The sequence below is a fragment of the Geodermatophilus sp. SYSU D01105 genome (assembly GCF_054050095.1).
In genome coordinates, this window is record NZ_JBJGYR010000002.1 from 200,789 (window position 1) to 216,478 (window position 15,690).

13 protein-coding genes are annotated in these 15,690 nt (G+C 76.8%); 8 read left to right on the forward strand and 5 right to left on the reverse strand.

Features of this window, described 5'->3' with window-relative positions; translation table 11 throughout:
* The first annotated feature begins 3 nt into the window (after window positions 1-3).
* Complete coding sequence (locus tag ACI79I_RS02535) at window positions 4-2,130, forward strand: MMPL family transporter (protein WP_456990698.1); 2,127 nt, start codon at window positions 4-6, stop codon at window positions 2,128-2,130.
* A gap of 37 nt (window positions 2,131-2,167) precedes the next feature.
* Here ACI79I_RS02535 and pheA read toward each other — a convergent pair whose 3' ends face one another.
* Window positions 2,168-3,115 carry a prephenate dehydratase gene (gene pheA, locus ACI79I_RS02540; protein WP_456990699.1) on the reverse strand — a complete coding sequence of 316 codons (948 nt, stop codon included), beginning with the start codon at window positions 3,113-3,115 and terminating at the stop codon, window positions 2,168-2,170.
* Window positions 3,116-3,227: 112 nt separating this feature from the next.
* Between pheA and ACI79I_RS02545 the strand changes: the two genes are divergently transcribed.
* The 3 genes from ACI79I_RS02545 (at window position 3,228) to larC (ending at window position 9,053) form a co-directional block, all read left to right on the forward strand.
* On the forward strand, window positions 3,228-4,883 hold the full coding sequence (locus ACI79I_RS02545) for a diguanylate cyclase (protein ID WP_456990700.1): 1,656 nt from the start codon (window positions 3,228-3,230) through the stop codon (window positions 4,881-4,883).
* A gap of 113 nt (window positions 4,884-4,996) precedes the next feature.
* Window positions 4,997-7,756 (forward strand): diguanylate cyclase domain-containing protein, encoded by a 2,760-nt coding sequence (locus ACI79I_RS02550; protein WP_456990701.1) that lies wholly within the window; start codon window positions 4,997-4,999, stop codon window positions 7,754-7,756.
* Window positions 7,757-7,880: 124 nt separating this feature from the next.
* Window positions 7,881-9,053, forward strand: a complete 1,173-nt coding sequence (gene larC, locus ACI79I_RS02555; RefSeq protein WP_456990702.1) for a nickel pincer cofactor biosynthesis protein LarC — start codon at window positions 7,881-7,883, stop codon at window positions 9,051-9,053.
* On the opposite strand, the gene ACI79I_RS02560 is transcribed toward larC, so the two are convergent.
* The gene (locus tag ACI79I_RS02560) at window positions 9,046-10,152 is read right to left on the reverse strand and encodes an MFS transporter (RefSeq protein WP_456990703.1); all 1,107 of its coding nucleotides are present in this window, start codon (window positions 10,150-10,152) and stop codon (window positions 9,046-9,048) included. The two genes, larC and ACI79I_RS02560, sit on opposite strands and share 8 nt — an antisense overlap.
* Window positions 10,153-10,475: 323 nt before the next feature.
* Between ACI79I_RS02560 and ACI79I_RS02565 the strand changes: the two genes are divergently transcribed.
* Both ACI79I_RS02565 and ACI79I_RS02570 read left to right on the forward strand, forming a co-directional pair.
* Window positions 10,476-11,075 carry a TMEM165/GDT1 family protein gene (locus tag ACI79I_RS02565; RefSeq protein WP_456990704.1) on the forward strand — a complete coding sequence of 200 codons (600 nt, stop codon included), beginning with the start codon at window positions 10,476-10,478 and terminating at the stop codon, window positions 11,073-11,075.
* A gap of 106 nt (window positions 11,076-11,181) precedes the next feature.
* Window positions 11,182-12,651 (forward strand): diguanylate cyclase domain-containing protein, encoded by a 1,470-nt coding sequence (locus ACI79I_RS02570; RefSeq protein ID WP_456990705.1) that lies wholly within the window; start codon window positions 11,182-11,184, stop codon window positions 12,649-12,651.
* Here ACI79I_RS02570 and ACI79I_RS02575 read toward each other — a convergent pair.
* The gene (locus ACI79I_RS02575) at window positions 12,634-13,215 is read right to left on the reverse strand and encodes a TetR/AcrR family transcriptional regulator (RefSeq protein WP_456990706.1); all 582 of its coding nucleotides are present in this window, start codon (window positions 13,213-13,215) and stop codon (window positions 12,634-12,636) included. The two genes, ACI79I_RS02570 and ACI79I_RS02575, sit on opposite strands and share 18 nt — an antisense overlap.
* 67 nt (window positions 13,216-13,282) lie before the next feature.
* Between ACI79I_RS02575 and ACI79I_RS02580 the strand changes: the two genes are divergently transcribed.
* Both ACI79I_RS02580 and ACI79I_RS02585 read left to right on the forward strand, forming a co-directional pair.
* Window positions 13,283-13,663 (forward strand): hypothetical protein, encoded by a 381-nt coding sequence (locus ACI79I_RS02580; RefSeq protein WP_456990707.1) that lies wholly within the window; start codon window positions 13,283-13,285, stop codon window positions 13,661-13,663.
* 26 nt (window positions 13,664-13,689) lie between these two features.
* Window positions 13,690-14,136 carry a YdeI/OmpD-associated family protein gene (locus ACI79I_RS02585; RefSeq protein ID WP_456990708.1) on the forward strand — a complete coding sequence of 149 codons (447 nt, stop codon included), beginning with the start codon at window positions 13,690-13,692 and terminating at the stop codon, window positions 14,134-14,136.
* A gap of 34 nt (window positions 14,137-14,170) precedes the next feature.
* On the opposite strand, the gene ACI79I_RS02590 is transcribed toward ACI79I_RS02585, so the two are convergent.
* Together ACI79I_RS02590 and ACI79I_RS02595 are read right to left on the reverse strand one after the other, a co-directional pair.
* Complete coding sequence (locus tag ACI79I_RS02590) at window positions 14,171-15,076, reverse strand: haloalkane dehalogenase (RefSeq protein WP_456990709.1); 906 nt, start codon at window positions 15,074-15,076, stop codon at window positions 14,171-14,173.
* Between the two features lie 11 nt (window positions 15,077-15,087).
* Window positions 15,088-15,687 carry a DinB family protein gene (locus tag ACI79I_RS02595; RefSeq protein WP_456990710.1) on the reverse strand — a complete coding sequence of 200 codons (600 nt, stop codon included), beginning with the start codon at window positions 15,685-15,687 and terminating at the stop codon, window positions 15,088-15,090.
* Between the last annotated feature and the right edge of the window lie 3 nt (window positions 15,688-15,690).

Consider the following 15,690-nt stretch of genomic DNA (forward strand, 5'->3'; position numbering starts at 1 on the left):
ACCATGCCCCGCCGTACGTCCGTCGTCCGCTGGCTCGTGCCGGCCATCATCGCCCTCGTCTGGCTGGGTCTCGCCGGCTCCCTCGGCTCGTTCGGCGGGGAGCTCGGCGAGGTGTCGGAGAACGACTCCGCCGCCTTCCTGCCCGACAGCGCGGAGTCCACCCGCGTCACCGAGCTGCAGCGCGGCTTCGACACCGAGCGCACGCTGCCGGTGGTCCTGCTGTGGGAGAGCGACGACGGCTCCCTCGGCGAGGCGGCGCTGACCGACGCGGCCGACCGGGTCGAGCAGGCGGTCGCCCTCGCCGGCGAGGCCGGCGCCCTGGCGGGCGAGGCCTCCCCACCGATCCCGTCCGAGGACGGCGCGGCCGTGCAGGCGGTGCTGCCGTTCGACCCGGACCTCGGCGAGACGCTGGGCGAGGTCATCGGGCAGCTGCGGGACCTCCCCGCGATCGACGGCACCACCGCCTTCGTCACCGGGCCGGGCGCCGTCTTCTCGGACTTCGCCGAGGGGTTCTCCGGCATCGACGGGCTGCTGCTGGTGGCGGCGTTCGGGGTGGTGCTGCTCATCCTGCTGGTCGTCTACCGCAGCCCCCTGCTGCCGCTGCTGGTCATCGGCACCGCCGGCATGGCCCTGGTGGTCTCCCTGGCGGTGGCCTACCTCCTGGCCGACCGGGGCTGGATCGCGGTCAACGGGCAGAGCCAGGGCATCGCCTCGATCCTCGTCGTCGGCGCGGCCACCGACTACGGGCTGCTGCTGGTCGCCCGCTACCGGGAGGAGCTGCGGCTCGAGCAGTCCCGGTTCACCGCGATGCGGATCGCGCTGGAGCAGTCGTGGGAGCCGATCGTGGCCAGCGGCGGAACGGTGGTCCTGGGCGTCCTGTGCCTGCTGTTGTCCGACCTGGGCTCCAACCGCGGGCTCGGGCCGATCTCGGCGGTGAGCATCGCCTTCGCCGTGCTCGCCGCGCTGACCTTCCTGCCGGCGGTCCTCGTGCTGTTCGGGCGCGCGGCGTTCTGGCCGTTCCGGCCGCGCTACGGCGACGCACAGCAGCACGGCCGGGGCTGGGAGCGGGTGGCCGACGCGGTCGGCCGCCGTCCCGCGCGGGTCCTGACCTGGACCCTGGTCGGCCTGTTCGCCCTCGCCGCCTTCCTGCCCACGTTCGACGACGACGGGATCCCGCTGTCGGAGGCGGTCCGCGGCGGCTCGCAGTCCGCGGAGGGCCAGGAGGCCCTCGCCCGCCACTTCGACGCCGGGGGGGCCAGCCCCGCGGTGGTCGTCACGCCGGCCGACGGCTGGGCGGAGGTGGCCGACGCGGCCGCGTCGGTCGACGGCGTGGTCGAGGTCGCCCCCTTCGCCGGCGCGCGGTCGGGGCCGCCCGGCGCCGGCGAGCCGGTCGAGGTCGACGGGCTGGTACGGCTCGACGCCACCCTCGCCGACGCGCCCGACAGCGAGGCGGCCCAGGCGACGGTCGCCGACCTGCGGACGGCGGTGCGCGCCGTCGACCCCGAGGCGCTCGTCGGCGGGTCCTCGGCGCAGGACCTGGACACCCAGGAGACGGCCGCCCGCGACCTGGCGGTGATCGTGCCGCTGGTGCTGCTGGTGATCACCGTCGTCCTGGCCCTGCTGCTGCGGGCCGTCGTCGCGCCCCTGCTGCTGGTGGCCACCGTCGCGCTGAGCACGGCGGCGACGGTCGGCGTCGGCGCGCTCGTCTTCGAGCACCTCTTCGACTTCCCCGGCAGCGACCCGCAGGTGCTGCTGATCGGGTTCGTGTTCCTGGTGGCGCTGGGGATCGACTACAACATCTTCCTCATGACCCGCGCCCGGGAGGAGTCGCTGCGCTCGGGCACCCGGGAGGGCATCCGGCGCGCGCTGGCGGTCACCGGCGGGGTCATCACCAGCGCCGGGCTGGTGCTGGCCGCCACCTTCGGGGCGCTCACCGTGCTGCCGCTGGTGATCCTCACCCAGCTGGGGTTCCTGGTCGGCTTCGGCGTCCTGCTCGACACCTTCGTCGTCCGCTCGCTGCTCGTGCCTGCCGCGGTCACCCTGCTCGGCGACCGGGTGTGGTGGCCCGGCAGGCTGGCGCGCGGCCCGGTCCGCCCGGCCCCCGAGCGGGAGCCGGCAAGGACCCCGTGACCGACACGGGGCGGGACGCGTCGATGGTGCCGCGGCCTCAGACGTCGCCCGCGCGGACCCGCCGCAGCCAGTCGGCCGCCTCGGCGAAGGCGGGGTCGGCCGCGGCCGGGGGCACCGGCTTGTTGCCCCGTCCGTCGGCCCGCGGATAGGAGCCGAGGAAGCGCACGTCCTCGCACACCCGGTGCAGGGCGGCCAGCGCCTCCCCGACCCGGGCGTCGGCCACGTGCCCCTCGCAGTCGAGGGAGAAGGAGTAGACGCCCAGCCGCTCGCGCGTGGGCCGGGACTCGATGCGGGTCAGGCTGATCCCCCGGACGGCGAACTCGCCCAGCAGCTCCAGCAGCGCGCCGGTGCGGTCGCTCACGACGGCGACCAGCGAGGTCTTGTCGTCGCCGGTCGGCGCGGGCAGCGGCCCGGGCGGGGTGACCAGCACGAACCGGGTCACGGCGCCAGGGTGGTCGGCGAGGTCCTCGACCAGGGCCGCCAGGCCGTAGCGCTCGGCCGCGATGGGGGCGCACACCGCGGCGTCGACGGCCCCCTCGGCGACCTGCCGGGCCGCCTCCGCGGTGGAGGTGGCCGGGAGCGGCACCACGCCGGGCAGCAGCTCGGTCAGCCGCCGGGTGGTCTGCGCCAGCGCGTGCGGGTGGCTGGCGGCGGAGCGGACGCCGTCCAGGCGCGTCCCCGGCCGGACCGCGAGGACGAAGGACACCGGGAGGAACACCTCGCGGGTGATCAGCAGCGGGGCGCCGTCGGCCAGCCCGTCCATGGTCGCCGGCACCGAGCCCTCGACGGAGTTCTCCAGGGGCACCAGCGCCGCGTCGGCCTCCCCCGCCCGGACCGCGGCCAGTGCCGCCGCGACGCTGGGGGCGGGCTGCCGGGTCCCCTCCCCGGGGGGAAGTGCACTGCTCAGGGCCGCTTCGGCGAAGGTACCCTCGGGCCCGAGGTAGGCGAACCGCGTCGGGGGCCGCGTCGAAGGCATCGCAGGCATCCGACGAGGGTAGTGGCGTCGGGCCGGGGCGGAGGCTCCACCCGGGGGGAGCGTCGTCCCGCCCGCAGCAGGCGGCCGCAACCGGTCGGCCCCACCCGTCGTTGGAGGATGTGTGACCCCCGGCCCCGAGTACCTCACCGAGGGTGACCTCGATGATGCGCTCTGGCGTCTGCTGGCGGCCAGCGACCGGGACGACCCCACCGCCTTCACCGCGGAGCACGACCGCGCCGAGGTCGCCCTGGCGGCCGCGACCGACCCCGTCTGGACCGCCTGGCGGCACGCCCTCGCTGCCCGCCGCAGCCTGCTGGACGGCGACCGCGAGGCCGCCGCGGCCGGGGTGTCGGCCGCCCGCGAGGCCCTCGGGCGCTGCCGGCCCTGCGCGCAGACCGCCCTGACGCTGGCCTACCTGGCCCACGTCGAGGTGACCGCCGACCACTTCGACGCCGCGATGCTGCTGGCGATCGACGCCAGCCTGCTCACCGAGAGCCCGTCCGTGGAAGGCCCCTCCCGGGCCCTGCACCAGGCCCACCTGTGGCTGTCCCTGACGCTGACCGCCCTGGACCTGGAGGAGCTCGCCGTCGCCCAGGCCCTCGCGGGGCACCGGGTGGCCAGCCAGCTACCGGGGCTGGGTGACCGCTGGCGGCTGCTGCAGCTGTGCGCCCAGCAGCACGCCGAGCTGGCCCAGACCCTGCACCGCCGGGGCCAGACCGAGCGCTCGCAGGAGCTGGCGGGGGTCGCCGTCGAGTGCGCGCAGGCCGCGCGGGACCTGGACTGGGAGCCCGAGCCCAGCGAGCAGGACCTGCTCGACGTCGTCCAGGCGTGGGCGATGAGCTGCCAGGGCGAGCTCGACGACGCCCTGGGCCCGATGCGGCGCGCGCACCGGCGCATCCACCGGGACGGCGGGATCTGGTTGCGCGGGTACGCCGACCTGGTGTTCGCCCGGCTGCTGACCCGCCTGGACCAGGCCCAGGCCGGCGGCAGGCACGGCGCCGAGGCCACGGACCTGCTGGTGGACGCCGCCGGGGCGTTCGCGGCGGCCGGCGACCGGCGGCGCTACCGGCAGTGCCTGCTGGAGCTCGGCCAGAGCACCGCGGCGATGGGCCGGCCCGCCGAGGCGCTGCACTGGCTGGAGGCCTACCGCGCCGAGACCGGCCGCGCCCACGCGCGCGGCCGCCAGCTGTGGGCGGAGATGTTCGTGCGCCGCAGCCGGCTGCGGGAGGCCGAGCGGCAGGCCGCGGTCCTCCGCCGGCACGCCATGGAGGACCCGCTCACCGGCCTCGGCAACCGGCGCAGCGCCGAGCGCCGGCTGGCCAGCATGCGCCTGGGCGAGGAGCCGCTGTCGCTGGCCGTCGTCGACATCGACCGGTTCAAGGAGGTCAACGACGACAGCTCGCACTCGCAGGGGGACGAGGTGCTGCGCCGGGTGGCCGCCCTGCTGCTCGAGCACAGCCGCGCCGGTGACGAGGTGTACCGCTGGGCGGGTGACGAGTTCCTCGTCGTGCTGCCCACGGCCACCGAGACCCAGGCGCTGGTGGCCATGGACCGGTTGCGCGCGGCGGTGGCCGACGCCGACTGGGAGGACCTGGACCTCGCCGAGCCGGTGACCGTGAGCATCGGCGTGGCCACGGCGCCCGCGGCCGCCGACGGGCCGCTGGGCTGGCGGTCCCTGTTCGACACCGCGGACCTGCACCTGTTCTCGGCCAAGCGCGGAGGGCGTAACCGGGTCCGGGCCCCCGGCGGGCGGGCTCCGATGGAGGGGGCCTCGTGACCGCCCCCGCCGGGTGGGGCGGCTGTGACGAAACGGACGACGGAGGTCACACCGGTCGGCGCGCCCCCCGGCCGGTGCTCGACTCCGTCGGTACCGACGTGCACAGTGCGCTCGTGCCACCGGGAGCCCTGCACCAACGGGTGACCGCTGCCCTCTCCAACTGGCAGCTCGACGATGCCGAGGAGCTGCTCGCCGACGTCGAGTCCGACCCCTCGCCCTACGTGGCCCCCTCCCCCCGCGACGGCTCGGCCGACGCCCCCGCCGACCTCGGCCGGGCCTGGGCCGACACGCTGCGGGCGGAGCTGCTGGTGCGGCGGCTGCGGAAGGCCGGGTTCACCCTCGTCGGGGACCCGGTGGAGCCCCCGCACGGCACCGGCTCGCCTCCGGCGCTCGACCTGCACGCCGGGGTGGCCGGGCTCCTCGACGGCCCGCCGGCCGGGGCGCAGGACGGCGACCAGCGGTCGGAGTCGGCCTCCCGGGCCGCGCTGGCGATCGCGCTGGTCCGCTCGGCGAAGGCCGCCTTCGACGCCGCCGACGACGAGCTGCAGCGCGCCGCCGGCCTGGCCCGGCACGCCCGCATCGAGCTCCTCTCCCGCCGCATCGACGCCGCGATGGACGAGGCGGTCGAGGCGGCGAGCCTGCTGGACTCCGCGCTGACGCCGTCCGGGCTGCTCGTCGACACCCTGGGCACCCTCGCCGGGGTGCTGGCCGACCTCGAGCTCATGCCGCTCGCGCTGGACTACCAGCGGCGCGCGCACGAGACCGCCGTGGCCGTCGCGGCGGCGCCGGGCACTCTCGGGCGGGCCGGGAGCGGGAACCCGGACGGCGACCCCGACGTCCTGGTCGCCCGGACCGCCACCCGCCTCGGCGAGCTCTCCGCCGAGCTGGGCGAGGGCCTGCTCGACGACGGCGTCCCGGAGGCCGCCGAGGCGCACTTCGCCGAGGCGCGGGACCTGGCCGAGCGCGCCCTGAGCCTACTGCCCCCCGAGTCCACCGCGGCGGTCGTCGCCGCCCAGGTCGTGCACGGCTGGGCGCTGGTGGGCCTCGGCGAGCACGCCGCGGCGGCGGGCCCGCTGCACGCCGCCGTCCGGGTCACCACCGCCATCGGCGACCGGGCGCTGCTGTCGGCGGCGCTGCTGGCGCTGGGCCGCGCGCTGCGCCGCCAGGGAGACGGCCGGGGTGCTGACGAGCAGCTGGCGCGGGCGCTGGCCATCGCCACCGAGCACGGCCTGCCGCGGCTGCGCCGGGCGGCCCTGCGCGAGCTGTGCACGCTGCACTCCGAGCTGGACGACGCCGGCCGGGCGCTGCCCTACCTGCAGGCCTACCTGGCCGACGAGCTGGACCGGGTCGACGAGCGGCGGACCCGCTGGGTGGAGCTCTTCGGCCGGCGCAAGAGCCTGCTGGAGACCGAGCGGGCCGCCGGCCAGCTGCGCCGGCAGGCCTACGAGGACCCGCTCACCCACCTGCCCAACCGCCGGTACGCCGAGGCACGGCTGGACGGGCTGCTGTCCTCGGGCACCGCGCCCGCGCTCGCCGTCGTCGACGTCGACCGGTTCAAGGAGGTCAACGACGCCGCCGGCCACCCCATGGGGGACGCCGTGCTGCGGACGGTGGCCGAGCTGCTGATCGCCGGGGTGCGCGACACCGACGAGGTGTGCCGCTGGGCCGGGGACGAGTTCGTCGTCCTGCTGCCCGACACCACCGCCGAGCAGGCCGAGCGCGCGCTGGAGCGCACTCGCCGGGCGGTCGCCGAGTTCGACTGGGCGGGGATCGGCGTGCACCTGCCGGTGACGATCAGCGTCGGCATCGCCTCGGCGGCCCGCGGCGACGACCGGCGCACCCTGTTCGCCGCCGCCGATGGCGTGCTCTACGACGCCAAGCGCAGCGGGCGCAACCGCGTCGTCCGGATGTCGGCGGTCACCCAGACCCGGGCCGGCGACAGCCCGCTCGACGCCGTCTCCGGTCCGCCGAGGCAGCCGGCGACTGCAGTGACGGACGTGTCCGCTGGGGACGACACGACCCCCGCCGGCACGCCGGAGCCCTCCGCGACGCCGCTTAGGGTCCCTCCCGTGCAGCCTTCCCCGCTGGACGACCCCGCCGGAGACCCCGGGGGCTTCGCTCCGCTCCTCGTCGAGCCCGTGGACCCGCCGCTCGGCCTGGGCAGCCCCGCCGAGCCGGTCCTCGGCCCGCTGCCGCCCGCCGGTGCGCGGCCGGCCGAGCCCGTCCCCGCGCCGGCGGCGGCCCCGCCGTCCCGCGTCGCCGAGCCCGACGTCATCTGGGGCACCGGCCGCAGCACCGAGCAGGTGCTGGCGCTGGTGCGCGAGGCGCGCCGGCAGTTCCCCGACCGGCCCGCGGTCGTGGTCCGCGCGACGGCCGAGACGCTCGTCGCCCTGGCCAGCGAGCACGACGCCTACACGACGGTCGACGCCGCGGCGATGTCGGCGGCGGTCGGCCCGCTGCCCGAGCCCGTGGGCCGGATCGGCGTCCTGTGCGGAGCCGGTGGCGACCTGCCCGTGGCCGCGGAGGCCGCCTTCGGCGCCCGCGTGACGGGCACCGAGGTGGTCCGGGTGGACGACGTCGGCGGCAACCGGCTCCGCCCGCTGATCGCCGACCGCTCGCTGCTCGACGACGTCGACTGCCTGGTCGTCGTCGCCGGGCTGGACGCCTCGCTGGCCGGCCTGGTCGGCGCGCTGACCGACGTGCCGATCGTCGCCGTCCCCACCTCCACCGGGCAGCCGGGCTCCTTCGGCGGGTTCAGCGCGCTGCTGACCATGCTGAACTCGGCCTCGCCGGGGGTCGTGGTGAGCAACATCGACAACGGCCACGCCGCCGGCGTCTTCGCCGCCCGCATCGCCAGGAGGACCCGGCGCTGACCGCCGAGCGCGGCTCGCTCAGCCCCCGCGCGCGCACTGCGTGCCTTCCTCGTCCGTTGCCGGTCCTGCACCGCCCGCAGTGCGCGGAGGACCCCGGCAGTGGAGCGGTGGTTACGGTCTCGGCGTGATCGGGTGGTTGGACCTGGCCGCCGGCGCCAGCGGGGACCTGCTGCTGGGCGCGCTGGTGGACGCCGGGGTGCCGCTCGAGGTCCCGGCGTCCGCCGTCGCCGCGCTGCCGGTGGAGCGCATCCGGCTGGTCACCGAGCAGGTGAGCCGGCACGGGCTCGGCGCCACCCGGGTCCACGTGCACGCGCCGCCGTCCACGGCGTCCCGCACCTGGGCCGACGTCCGCGCGCTGCTCGGCGCCACCGCCCTGGCCCCCGCGATCCGGGACGGCGCGCTGGCCGTCTTCGAGCGGCTCGCCGTCGCCGAGGGCCGGGTGCACCGCGTCGCCCCGGAGGGCGTCCACTTCCACGAGGTCGGTGCGCTCGACGCGCTGGCCGACGTCGTCGGGGTCGTGGCGGCCCTCGAGCACCTGCGGCTGGACCGGCTCACCGCCTCCCCGGTCGCCCTGGGCAGCGGCTCGGCGCGCGGCGCGCACGGCGTCGTCCCGGTGCCCGCGCCTGCGGTGCTGGAGCTGCTGGCCGGTGCCCCGGTGCACGCCGGCCCGGTGCCTGCCGAGGCGTGCACGCCCACCGGCGCGGCGCTGCTGGCCGCCCGGGTCGACGAGTGGACGACGCTGCCGCCGATGCGGGTGGCCCGCGTGGGCACCGGCGCCGGCGCCCGCGACCCGGAGCAGCTGCCCAACGTCGTCCGGCTGGTCCTCGGGGAGCCGCAGCAGCCCGCACCGGCGTCGGCGGTGGTGCTCGAGGCCAACGTCGACGACCTGGACCCGCGGCTGTGGCCGGGCGTGCTCGACCGGCTGCTGGCCGCCGGCGCCTCGGACGCCTGGCTGACGCCGATCCTCATGAAGAAGGGACGTCCGGCGCACACCCTCTCGGTGCTGTGCCCGCCGGACGCGGTCGACGCGGTCCGGCGGACGGTGTTCACCACGACCTCGACGATCGGGCTGCGGGTCCTGCCGGTGGGCAAGGTGGCCCTGGAGCGGGCCTCGGCGTCGGTGGAGGTCCTCGGCGGGCGGGTGGGCGTCAAGCTCGCCGTCCTCGACGGCGCCGTGGTCAACGTCAGCGTGGAGTTCGAGGACGTGGCCGCGCTCGCCGCCGACCTCGGCGCCCCGGTCAAGGAGGTGCTGCGCGCGGCCACGGCCGCCGCCGAGGCGGCCCACCCGGTCAGCTGACCGCCGGGCGGCGCAGGCCGGCGGCCACCACCGGGACGACGGCGAGGACGACGACCGCCACGCCGCCCAGCCCGCCGAGGGCCCAGGCCGCGAACACCGGCAGCGACGCGAGCTCGAGGCCCAGCCCCGCGACCGAGGTGATGGTCGCCCGGTGCGGTCCGGTGATGCGGTGCTGCAGGCGCGCCTCCCCGACCACCAGCACGGCGATGTAGACACCGTAGGCCGCGGCGAGGGCGACCAGCGCCGCGGGCCGGGCCCACAGCGCCGGAACGACCAGCAGCACCCCGGCGAGCGCGAGCAGCGCGGGCAGCGCCGCGTCGGGGAGCCGCTCGGCCCGGCCGGCCAGTGCCCCGCCGAGCGCCCCGGCCAGTGCGGTGGCCAGGACGGCGAAGGGCACCGCCTCGGTCGGCACGCCCCAGTCCCCGGCGAGGACCGGGAAGTACTCCTCGACCGCGTCCAGGCCGCCGAGCAGGGCGACGGCCAGCACGGTGAGCCGCAGGCCCGGACGGCGCAGCGCCTCGGCGACGCCCCGCCGGAGCGGCACCGGCTCCTCGTCGCCGTCCTCCGGGACGTGCCGGACCTCGGGGAAGCGCAGCGCGAGCGCGGCCGCGGCCAGGCACACCGCGACGCTCGTCCAGCCCACCGCCGGGTACCCGCCGAGGGCGAACAGCAGGCTGGCCGCGGCCGCCGTCGGGATCTGCACCAGCAACTCGGCCGCGGTCATCCAGCCGTTGACGCGGGCGTAGGCCGACTCCGCGCCGACCGCGGCCAGCCCGTCGTACACCAGGGCCTCCGCGGCGCCGGAGACCAGCGCCGAGGACACGCCCCACAGCACGAACCCGACGGCGAAGGCGGGCGCCGCCGGCGCGGCGGTCCAGACGGCGAACGCAGCCGCCTGCAGCCCGCCGCCGACCACGACGACCCCGCGCCGCGACCAGCGGTCGGCCAGGACGCCGGCCGGGACCTCGGTCAGCAGTCCGGTGACCGACCACACGGCGAACAGCGCCGACACCTGCGGGTCGGAGAGCCCGGTGTCGAGGAACAGCAGGGCGTAGAGCGGGTAGTAGGGCACCAGCTCCGAGAGCGCGGCCCAGCCCACGGCCAGCCGGGCCAGCGGGCGGGCCGCGGGGGTCAGGGAGGCCGTGGACGGGCGTCAACGGAACGGCATGGCCCGACGGTAGTGCGGCACCTCACCCGTGCGCACCCGGATTCCGGCGAGCCCTCGGCTAAGCTGGCGGACCGAGAAGGGGAGTAGCCCCCCGTCCGCTGGTCGACACGCTGGCGCACCACCTCGGTGGTCGCCCGGTCAGCGGGCCCACGCCTCGGCGTGGGTGGGCGAGACCTTCGACCAGAGCAGTCCCGTGCTGCCGGTCGGAGGCTGCCCGCACCCGCCCGGCCGTGCCGAGCGGAAGAGAGAAGCCCGTGCTGTCCCTGTCGGTCATCGCGACCGCGTTCGTCCTGGTGCTCCCGGTGGAGCTGCCGGACAAGACCCTGTTCGCCAGCCTGGTGCTCGCGACCCGCCTCCCCCACTGGCCGGTGTTCGTCGGCGTCGGGGCCGCCTTCGGGCTGCAGGTGGCGATCGCGGTCACCGCGGGCAGCCTGCTGTCGCTGCTGCCGGGGGCGCTGGTCAGCGGTGTGGTCGCCGTCCTGTTCCTCGTCGGGGCCGTGCTGCTGTGGCGCAGCGCGGGCAGCGGGCCGGAGGAGGCCGACGACGTCGCGGCGACCCGCGAGGGCACCTCGTTCCTCCGCGCCGCGGCCATCTCCTTCGGTGTGCTCTTCGCCGCGGAGTGGGGGGACCTCTCCCAGCTCGCCACCGCGGGCCTCGCCGCCCGCCTGGACGCGCCGATCTCGGTCTTCATCGGCGCCTGGGCCGCCCTGCTCACCGTCTCCGGCCTGGCCGTCTTCCTGGGCAAGAAGCTCGCCGACCGGCTGCCGGTGGCGCTGATCCGCCGGGTGGCCGCCGTCCTGTTCCTCGTCTTCGCCGTCGTGGCCGCGGTCGAGACGGTGCGCTCGCTGACCTGACCCACCCGTCGGGGGGAGCCGCCCCCGGGAGTCGCTCAACCGACGCGGGGCAGCGGCCGTTGCCGAGTCCAGGCGGCCACCGGGCCGCGCCACCCGGAGGGACCCCGTGACCAGCACCGCCGCAGGAGACGCGCAGGCGGTCCTGCACGCCCGCCAGGCCGAGATCCTCGAGGCGTTGGGCATCGGGAGCGACACCACCGACGACGAGCTGGACGCCGTCGTGCGCGTGGCCGCCGCCGTCACGGGGATGCGCAACGCGACGCTGAACCTGCTCGACGCCGACGAGCAGCACCAGGTCGCCACGCACGGCGCCGTCGGCTGCAGCTCCCCGCGGGGCGAGTCGCTCTGCGCCACCGTGACGACGTGGGCGCCGCGGGTCTACGCCTTCCCCGACCTCGCCGCCCTGCCCGAGTTCGCCGGCAACGCCTGGGTGGACGGCCGCCGCGCGCGGATCCGCGGCTACGCCAGCGCACCGCTGGTGGCCGACGGCACCCCCATCGGCGCCCTCTGCGTGTACGACGAGCAGCCACGGGAGATCGGCCCCGCCCAGTGCGACCGGCTCGCCGACCTCGCCGCGGTGGTCCTCGGGCTGCTGCAACGCCGTCGCCAGTCCCGGGAGCTCGCGGCGCTGGCCGCGGCCAGCGAGGTCGCCCGTCAGGAGGCCGAGCAGGCGCACGCCGAGCTGACCCGCTCGGAGGCCTTCGTCCGGGCCCTGCTCGAGGCGCTCCCCGTCGGGGTCGTGGCCGCCGACGCCGACGGCCGGGTGACCCTGTTCAACGAGGTCAGCCGGCGGTGGCACGGGGTCGACGCCGACTCCCGCGTCCCGGTCACCGACCTGCCCACCGCGTTCTCCCTCACCCAGCCCGACGGCAGCCCGCTCCTCCCGGAGGAGGTCCCGCTCACCCGGGTGTTCGCCGAGGGCCGGATCACCGACGTGGGGATGGGGATCGCGCCGCTCGTGGGCCCGCTCCGCCAGGTGGTGGCCTCCGGCACCCGGGTCCGGGCCGAGGACGGGACGCTGCTGGGCGCGGTCGTCGCGATGGCCGACGTCACGGCGCAGCGCGAGCTGGAGCAGGCGCTGCGCGCGGCGGCGCTGCACGACCCGCTCACCGGCCTGCCCAACCGCGCCCTGCTGATGGACCGGCTGGAGCAGCAGCTGCGGTCGGGACGGCGGGTCCGGGAGCCGCTGGCCGTCCTGTTCTGCGACCTCGACGGCTTCAAACCGGTCAACGACACCGCCGGCCACGCGGTCGGTGACCAGGTGCTCGTCTCGGCGGCCGAGCGACTGCAGGCGGCGGTGCGCCCGGGCGACACCGTGGCCCGCGTCGGCGGCGACGAGTTCGTCGTCCTCTGCCCCGGTCTGGACTGCACCGGAGCGGCGCAGGCCGTGGCCGACCGGGTCACCGCGGCCTTCGAGGCACCGCTGCACGACTCCCGGGGCGGGGCGCACCGCGTCGGCGTGAGCGTCGGGGTCGCGCTGTGCGGCCCCGCCGACACCCCGGAGACCGCGCTGGCCGCGGCGGATGCGGCCATGTACCGGGTGAAGAGCGCCCGGCGCTCAGCGCTCCCCGTCTGACCGTCGCGGCTCCAGCATCGCGAGCCGGACGACGAGCGCGTCCACCTGGGTGTCGAGGTCGGGCCAGGGCAGGTCCGGCCCGGCCGACCGCAGGCTCACCACGCCGTGCAGCGCCGTCCACACCAGGGCGGCGTCGGCGCGCGGGTCCCGGCTCGCCGACCGCCCCGCCCGCACGCAGGCTGCCACGCCGTCCACGAGGACCTCGAAGGCCGCCTGCCCCGCCGTCAGCCGGCGCGGGCCGAACATCGCGCGGTAGCGGCCGGGCGCGGCCAGGCCGGCCGCCACGTAGGCCCGGCAGCCGGCCACCAGGCGGTCGACGGGGTCGGCGTGCTCGACCACGGCCGCACCGATCGCCGCGCGCAGGTCCCCGAAGGCCTCGGCCAGGACGGCGTCGAGCAGCGCGTCGAGGTCGGCGAAGTGCCCGTACACGGCGGGCGCGCTGACCCCGGCCTCGCGGGCCACCGCCCGCAGCGTGACCCCCTCCAGCGAGCCGGCGCGCTCCACCAGCGCGGCCGCGGCCGCGACGAGGTCGGCGGGCAGCCGGCCGGGGGTCCGAGGGGGCACACCGGCACTTTACACACGTTAAGGAGCGGTCTAGCCTCTCGCCTTAACAACTGTTAAGGAGGTTGCCGTGCCGATCATCCCCGACCTGCCCTGGACGGCCGACGACACGGGGGCGGGTCCCGGTGTCGTCGTCCTCACCCAGCTGCACCTGCGCCGCTTCCGCGACGTCCCGGCGTTCTTCCGCGACTCGATGGCCATCCGTCGGCAGGCCATGCGCTCGCCGGGGGCTCGCTCCCTGGTCCTCCGGGCTCGTCCGCTGGCCCGCCACTTCACCACCGTGTCGTGGTGGGACGACCAGGCCACGATGGTCGCCTTCGTCCGGACCGACCCGCACCGCTCGGCGATGCGCCGGTGGGGACCGCAGATGCGGGAGTTCAGCAACCGGACGCTCCCCGGCACCGCCGGCGTCGTCCCCACGGTGGCCGCGGCCGAGGCACAGCCCGCCTGACCGGTCGAGGCCCTAGCCTGCGGCGCATGGAGTTCCGGACGACCGTCGTACAGGGCGGCAAGACCGCCACCGGCCTGCAGGTGCCCGACGAGGTGGTCGCGGCCCTGGGCGCCGGCAAGCGGCCGCCCGTGGTCGTCACCGTGGGCCCGCACACCTACCGGACGACGGTCGCCGCGATGAGCGGGGCCTTCTGGGTGCCGCTGGCCGCCGAGCACCGGGAGGCCGCGGGCGTGCGGGCCGGCGAGGAGGTCGACGTCCGGGTCGAGCTGGACACCGCGCCCCGCGACACCCCGCTGCCCGACGACCTCGCGGCCGCCCTGGACGACGGCGCGCGGTCCTTCTTCGACGGACTGGCGCCCTCGCACCGCAAGGAGTGGGTGCGCTGGGTCGAGGAGGCCAAGAAGCCGGAGACCCGCGCCGCGCGGATCGCGAGGACGGCGGAGTCGCTGCGCGCCGGGCGGAAGACCCGCTGACCCCGCCGCCGGGGTCGGCGCGGCGCCGGACCGGTCAGCGCAGCGTCGGGAGCCAGTCGGCCAGCGCGCGGCCGAGCTCGTGCGGTGAGTCCTCCGGGACGAAGTGCGACCCGGGCACGGTGACCTCGGTCAGCGCCGCCCACTTGCGCACGAAGGCACGCTGGCGGCCCACGAGCAGGAACCCCGGGTCGGCGTCGACGAACAGCTTCGGGATCTCGCTGGTGCGCAGCCACTGCCCGTACCGGGCGACGACGTCGCGCACCCGCGGGGGCACGCCCTCGATCGGGATCTGCCGCGGCCACTCCAGCATGGGCCAGCGCTCCCCGGGGGTGGCGAAGGGCCGGCGGTAGCGCTCGTGCGCCTCCGGGCTCAGCCCACGGGCGACCGAGGCCGGCAGCAGGCGCTCGACGAAGACGTTCTTGTCCAGCACCGCGGCCTCGCCGTCCGGGCCGCGCATGGTGCGGAAGATCTTGCGGGCGTTCGCCGGCCAGTCGGCCCAGGTCAGCGGCGTCACGATGGCCTCGGTGAACGCGATCCCCCGGACCGCCCCCGGGTGCCGGTGCGCCCAGTCGAAGCCGAGGGCCGAGCCCCAGTCGTGCAGCACGAAGGTGACCCGCTCGGTGGCGCCGACCGCGTCGAGGAAGCGCTCGAGGAAGCCGGCGTGCGCGGAGAAGGAGTAGCTGCCCGGGCCGGGGTCGGGGAGCTTGTCGGAGTCCCCCATGCCGATGAGGTCGGGCGCCAGGCAGCGGCCCAGGTGCTGCACGTGCGGGAGGACGTTGCGCCACAGGTAGGACGAGGTCGGGTTGCCGTGCAGGAAGACGATGGGATCGCCCTCGCCCACCTCGACGTAGGCCATCTGCAGGTTGCCGTCGGCCCGGCGGTCCACCCGCACGCGCTTGCGGGGGAAGGGGTCCTCGGGCGAGACGTCGTCGGCAGCCATGCCGAGGATCCTCACCCATCCGCCGCGGGGCCACCTGTCCGCGCCGCCTGCCGGGCCGCCACCTCGATGCGCTCGCGGAACGCCGCCCACTCGGCCGGGGTGCGGTCGGGGAGGTTCGGGGTGGCCGCGGTCATGCCCACCGACCCGTCGATCAGCTCACGGAGGATGTCGGCGTGTCCGGCGTGCCGGGCGATCTCCACACTGACGTGCACCAGGACGGTGTGCAGCGTCGGGCGGCGCCGCTCCTCCCGCCACCACGGCACCTCGCCGACGGCGTCGAGGGGCAGCGCCTCGATCGTGTCGTCGGCGTGCGCGGCCGCGAACCGGTACAGCTCGACGACCTCCTCCCGCGTCTCGTCGGCGGTCGCCCACATGTCGGCGTCCTCCTCGCCCCCGTCGTCCCACGGGTGGGGGCGCCCGGCGGGCCGGCCGAACACGTCGCCGAAGTAACCCAGCTGCACGTGGGCGACGTGCTTGAGCAGGCCCAGCAGGTTGGTCCCGGTCGGGGTCATCGGCCGGCGGACGGCGTACTCGTCGAGGCCGTCGAGCTTGGCCAGCAGGTCGGCCCGGCGGGCGCGCAGGTAGGTGAGCAGATCGGCCTTCTCGTCCACGCG